This window comes from Parafrankia sp. EUN1f, from assembly GCF_000177675.1.
GTDB lineage: Bacteria > Actinomycetota > Actinomycetes > Frankiales > Frankiaceae > Parafrankia.
The window spans coordinates 1-5,691 of record NZ_ADGX01000274.1 but is presented as its reverse complement, the minus strand read 5'-3'; the positions used below and the strand labels follow the sequence as shown (position 1 = coordinate 5,691).

The following is a 5,691-nucleotide window of genomic DNA, read 5'->3' as shown; positions in this document are numbered from 1 at the left end:
CCGGGTCGACGTGGGCGCGCGCCACGCGCCAGGAAGATTGCCGTACCCGTCGGTGAGCACCATGCCAAGAATGATCTTGCGGTCTGCCATGCCCCCATGGTCCAACTATCACACCCATGTGAAGGTCAAGCCCGTCCCGCGTAGCATCGCTGGAGACATTGACATCAATAAGAGGGATCTCCGTGCGGATCGGCGAGCTGGCGAGGAAGACCGATGTGCCCCCGCGCATGCTGCGGTACTACGAGGAGCAGGGACTCATCACGCCCCGTCGCCTGGACAACGGATACCGTGAGTACGACGAGTACCTCGTTGATCGCGTGCGCAAGATTCGCGGACTGCTCGATGCCGGCATCCCCACCCGCATCATCGGAGCGATACTTCCCTGTCTCGGGCAGACTTCTGCGATCGTCGTCGACGATCCTGATCCCGAGCTACGAGCCATGCTCGTCGAACAGCACGACAAGATGATCGAACGTATCGCGTTCCTCGAACAGAACCGCGACGCACTCACCCGCTACATCGACGCGATGGACCACGCCGCCGCCACTGGCGATTGAGCCGCCGTCCGGTCACCGGCGAAAGCAGTTCGGTGTGCTGTATGCGCCGACCGGTGATCTCGACGGGCGCCGCCTCGGCCGGCGCTGCCCTACGAGGGAGTGTCTGACCATCGGTGGCTCGACACCCTGACGCGGCGACCGCGGCCGCCCACCCGTTCCGAAGGGGCGGTCAGGTCTGCGCGAGCATGGTCTCGTCGAACAGTGGCAGTGGCCCCGGCCCTGCCGCTCCGCCGTGTACATGGCGACGTCGGCGGCGCGCAGGAGCATGTAGGGAGTGCACGTCGCCGGGCCGGACAGCGCGACACCGACGCTCGCGGTCACCGACACGGTCCGCGTCTCGCAGGCTCTCGAGGTCGAGACCGTCATGCGGAGGCGGTCGGCGACGGCTACTACCTCGAGCTCCGCCTCGTCGTGCGCCGATCCGACGTGGTCCATATCTGGCGGGTGGGGCCACCCCACCAGGCAGAGACCGCCGATCCATGGATAAATCTTCCTCTGCCGCCCTTGCGCGGGTGCCCCTACGGTCGAGGCTGTGTGCGCTGACCGGCGGCCTGCCGCAACGAAGGGGCGGGACCCTATGAAGATGACCGGCAACACGATCCTGATCACCGGCGGCACCTCGGGCATCGGGCTCGGCCTGGCCCTGCGTCTTTTCGAGGCCGGCAACAAGGTGGTCGTCGCCGGCCGGCGCACGGAACTCCTCGGCGAGATCATGGCCGAGCACCCGGGCATCGACGCGCTCGCCCTTGATGTCGCGGACCCCGACTCGATTGCCCGGGCCCGTGAGACCGTGGCGGCGAGCCACCCGGGGCTCAACGTCCTGGTCAACAACGCCGGCATCATGCTGCGGGAAAACCTCCTCGACCCGGCCGGACTCCCGGTCGCCGAGGATCACATTATGATCAACCTGCTCGGGACGATCAGAATGACGTACGCCTTCCTGCCGCTGCTGGTAGGCAAGGGCGACGCGGTCGTCATGAACGTCACCTCTGCGCTGGCGTTCGTACCGTTCCCGGTCACCCCGACCTACAACGCCACGAAGTCCGCGCTGCACTCCTTCTCCGAGAGCCTGCGCATCCAACTCGCCGGTGCTGAGGCCGGCGTCCAGGTGATCGAGGTAGTCCCGCCGGGTGTGCGCACGACCCTGCTGGGTCAGCAGGACGACGACCACGCCATGCCGCTGGACGACTTCCTCACCGAGACCCTCGACCTGCTGCGCGAGAAGCCTGACGCGAAGGAGCTTGTCGTCGAGCGCGCCAGGTTCATCCGCGACGCGGAGGCCAACGGCTCCTACGACAACGTCCTGGCCATGCTGAGCAGCATCTGACCGGCTGTCGTGACCGACGCGAAACAGGTGGGCGAAGGCGACGAAGGCGCCGTCGAAAAACAGCACGCTGCCGGGCCAGGTGTGGCCACATCGTGGACGAACGTGAGCTGGACCGCTTCGTGGAGGTCCGCGCCGAAGACGCGGAACGGTGAGGAAGCGCCTTCGGCTTCGCCCCAGTCGGCGGGAGTGGAGGCGCCCGGCTCCGTGCTGAGCGCCGACGGGCACGCGGGCGCCCACCACACCACGACGAAGATCGTCGTGTCGGGCGGGCCCAGCGACGAGGCCCAGGGCCGGTCCAACGCTTTGGGTATCGTCGCCGGGCACCGTCGCCGCAGGCCGGCCTCCCTGCCGACGGCCTTCGGCGCACCGCCGACGGTCGGCGAATTTCCCAGCGGTCAGGCAGGTCAGTGACCATCGGGTCGTCTCGCCGCGAGCGCCCTCGGCGTCGGCCGTGTGAGCGGCTTCGCGGGGGTGGGAGCGGGTGGGAGAGGACACATCCATGGATCGGCGGTCTCTGGATAGTCCGGCGGGACGCGGCGAGGATGGCGGTATGGACAGGAAGGAACTGGCGGAGTTCCTGCGCCACCGGCGTGAGATGCTGTGCCCCCGCGACGTCGGGCTGGTTGAGGGGCCGCGCCGGCGTACGCAGGGGCTACGCCGCGAGGAGGTGGCGCAGCTCGCCGGCATGTCCACCGACTACTACGCCCGGCTGGAACAGCAGCGTGCGCCGAAGCCCTCGGTGCAGATCACTACGGCTCTCGCCCGGGCGCTGCGGCTGACCCTGGACGAACGCGACCATCTCTTCGTCCTCATCGGCTACAACACCCCGGCCCGCTTCCAGCGCTCTGAACATGTCAGTCCGACGCTGATGCGGCTCCTGGACCGCCTGGACGACTCCCCGGCCCTGGTGCAGACCGACCTGGTCGACACCCTCGCGATGAACCCGTTGGCCGTCGCACTGCTCGGCGACCAGACCCGCCACACCGGTTTGGCCCGCAGCGGCTACTACCGCTGGTTCATGGACCCCGCCGAGCGCCTGGCGTATCCCGAGGAGACCCACGAACGCCACGGCCGTGCCCAGGCAGCGCGCCTGCGGGCCGCGCTGAAAGCCGGCAGCGACACCACCCGAGCTGCCTGGATCCTCGCCGAACTCCAGGAACGCAGCCCCGAGTTCGTCCGCATGTGGGAACTGCAGGAGGTCGCCCGACGCTACGACGACTGCAAGACCATCCTCCATCCCGAACTCGGCCGCATCGATGTCGACGGCCAGGTCCTGTTCACCGAGAACCACGCCCAGACTCTGGTGGTGCTGACCACTCGCCCCGGCACGGAGAGCCACAGCAAGCTCGAACTGCTCTCCGTCATTGGGCACCAGCGACTCACCCCGGGGACGGTTCCGTAGGGCTCCGGCTCACAACTTTCGGTCGGGTAGCCCGGGGGATCTCGCCCCGGACTCCCACAGAGCCCGGTGACGATCTCTCGTCACCGGGCTCTTGTCATCCTGTCCGCCAGGACACTGCGGCCCATGCCCAGTGAGCGGAGAGCCGGGCGGGATACGAGGGTTCCGGTGCACATTCGGTGGTGGCTCAACGTGAGTAGACGCCCGACTTTCATGCGCCCGGCCTGGCGGAGATCGGCGACGCTCACGGCGGTTCCACCGCGGTAGCAGTCCAGGCACGGGCCCTCGCCGCGCTGGAGCTGGAGAAGGTCGAGGTTCCGGGTGCGCTGCGAGGAGGCGGGACGTGCAGGGTGCCGCCGGGATCGGCCAGGAGGAGCCCGGCGGAGTCGATGTCGAGCAGCTGCGCGCAATCTGGTTACCAGCCCGTCGAGAAGGTCCACGACGTCGAACCGGTCGACGAGGCTGTTCGCTCACAGCCGCCCAGAGGCCGGCCCACGGCAGACGAGATTCCAGGAGGGACGATGTCTGCGAGGGTGTTCTGGCAGCTCTCTGACCTCGACCTCGACCTCGACGGAAAAATCGCCTCTCGGCACCCGCGGTCCGCGCGGCGGTCCCGCCACGCCGCCCTTGCCGCGGCGCCGCCCGTTCAGGTGGTCTCGCGTCGGACCAGTAGTGGCCGCACCGGGATCCAGTCCGGTAGCGGGCGCCGGTCGAGATGGTGCAACACGGCCTCGGCGAACCGGCGTCCCAGCGCCTCGGTGTCGAGCCGGATGCTCGACAGCTTGGGCACGAACATGCTCGCCAGCGGAACGTCGTCGTGCCCCACCACGGCGAGGTCGTCGGGCACCTGTAGGCCCGCCCGTACCGCGGCGCCGACGACCAAGGCGGCGGCGTCGTCGTTGTAGGCGACGACGCCGGTCACGCCCTCGGCGTGCCAGCGGTGGACCGCGTCGACGGCGGACCTGTCGCGGTAGTCGAGGCGCACCAGTGGTGGCTCGGGTAGGCCGAGCACGCGGGCGTGCGCGACGGCGGCCCGATGTCGGGCTGACACGAGCGACGACAGCCGGGGCTCGCTGAGGGCGGCGTAGACCAGCCGCCGGTGTCCCCTCTCGTGCAGATGGCCGACCTGGATTTCGAGGCCCGCGCTGACGCCGCGGGAGAGGTCGAGACCACCGATGCCGATACCGTCCTGGGTATCGGGGGCGAGCACCCTGGCCCCGGACGTCCGCATCGCGGCGAGCGCGGCGGGCTCGATCGGGACGGCGCTGACGACAAGGTCCGGGTTCAGGGATTCCCACAGCGGCGGGGCGCCGTGCCCGGGAACGTGCGAGTGGGCGACCAGCGAGTACCCGGCCGACCCCAACTCCGCGGAAACCGCATCTAGGAAGCTGCGCAGCCGGAACTCCACCGGCCAGTCCGGCATCAGGAACAGCACGATCCGGCTGCGCCCGCTGGCCAACGTCCGGGCGGTCTGGTTCGGCTGGTAGCCGAGGCGGCGGGCGCTCGCCAGCACCCGTTCCCTGGTGGGTTGCGAGATCGTCTGCCCGGGGGTGCCGTTCAGGACGTAGCCGACCGTCGCTCGCGACACCCCCGCGTCCTTGGCCACGTCGGCCGCGGTGACCCGCCGCCTTGCTGTCGCCTCGACCCCGGCCTCCACTCGACCCGCCCTCCCGCTGTAGGTGTTCGTTGCAATGCGAGGCTTGCGCGCGCAAGTCCGTCATGTTAGCGTCGCCCGCACACCTTAGCGCTCTTGTCACGGACATACGCACGTTTCCGGTTCGAGCACATTCATCGACGTGCGACAGGCGCGCGCCGACAATCGACCGGAGCACCGCGGATCGACATGAAGGCGCACCGTCGACGCTTTCACCTGAGCAATGGAGCTCAGTTGACCCGTTAGTACTCCAGCCCGACTTCTGTGATCGTTTAGATCTGGTGGGTCATGGTTGGGTGGCGGGGCTGAGGAGGGACGCGGGTCCGGGAACGTAAGAGACCACCGGTGATCCTCGCGGTTTGTGACGACACGTGAAGATCAGCCGGCGGCCGTGTGCCCCAGCGTAGACCCCGACGGGTGGCTTGAAGCGTTCGAGGGGCTCGCGGGCCGGCTCGACCGCCGGTTCCGTCGGCCGGAGTCCCGTCGGCGGATGCGCCGGTTCCTGCGCGGTCTGATGGCCGGGCTGCCTCGGGTGAACTGCTGGACGTTGGCCGAGTACGCCGGGGAGGCCTCACCGGGTGGGATGCAGCATTTCCTGGCCGAGGCGGTGTGGGACGACGACGGTCTGCGCGCTGACCTGCGTGACTACGTCGTCGAACGGTTCGGCGACCCCGAGGCGGTGTTCGTCTTCGACGAGACCGGCGACGTGAAGAAGGGATCGATGACCGTCGGTGTCCAGCGCCAGTACACCGGC

Annotated in this window: 6 protein-coding genes; 5 read left to right on the top strand and 1 reads right to left on the bottom strand. The window is 68.8% G+C overall.

The features are described 5' to 3' along the window. Positions 1-182 precede the first annotated feature (182 nt). The 4 genes from FREUN1FDRAFT_RS37590 to FREUN1FDRAFT_RS37575 all read left to right on the top strand — a co-directional run bounded on the left by FREUN1FDRAFT_RS37590 (position 183) and on the right by FREUN1FDRAFT_RS37575 (position 3,286). Positions 183-557, top strand: a complete 375-nt coding sequence (locus FREUN1FDRAFT_RS37590) for a MerR family transcriptional regulator (protein ID WP_006545672.1) — start codon at positions 183-185, stop codon at positions 555-557. A gap of 577 nt (positions 558-1,134) precedes the next feature. Continuing rightward, positions 1,135-1,884, top strand: a complete 750-nt coding sequence (locus FREUN1FDRAFT_RS37585) for an SDR family oxidoreductase (protein WP_006545670.1) — start codon at positions 1,135-1,137, stop codon at positions 1,882-1,884. A 204-nt stretch (positions 1,885-2,088) separates the two neighbouring features. After that, positions 2,089-2,295, top strand: a complete 207-nt coding sequence (locus FREUN1FDRAFT_RS45645) for a hypothetical protein (RefSeq protein WP_006545669.1) — start codon at positions 2,089-2,091, stop codon at positions 2,293-2,295. A 139-nt stretch (positions 2,296-2,434) separates the two neighbouring features. Next, complete coding sequence (locus FREUN1FDRAFT_RS37575; protein WP_006545668.1) at positions 2,435-3,286, top strand: helix-turn-helix transcriptional regulator; 852 nt, start codon at positions 2,435-2,437, stop codon at positions 3,284-3,286. A 643-nt stretch (positions 3,287-3,929) separates the two neighbouring features. On the opposite strand, the gene FREUN1FDRAFT_RS37570 is transcribed toward FREUN1FDRAFT_RS37575, so the two are convergent. After that, entirely contained in the window at positions 3,930-4,940 is a 1,011-nt protein-coding gene (locus tag FREUN1FDRAFT_RS37570; RefSeq protein ID WP_006545667.1) for a LacI family DNA-binding transcriptional regulator, read from the bottom strand. A 388-nt stretch (positions 4,941-5,328) separates the two neighbouring features. Between FREUN1FDRAFT_RS37570 and FREUN1FDRAFT_RS37565 the strand changes: the two genes are divergently transcribed. Next, positions 5,329-5,691: transposase (locus tag FREUN1FDRAFT_RS37565; protein WP_035957423.1), on the top strand; the 363-nt coding region annotated here is incomplete at its 3' end.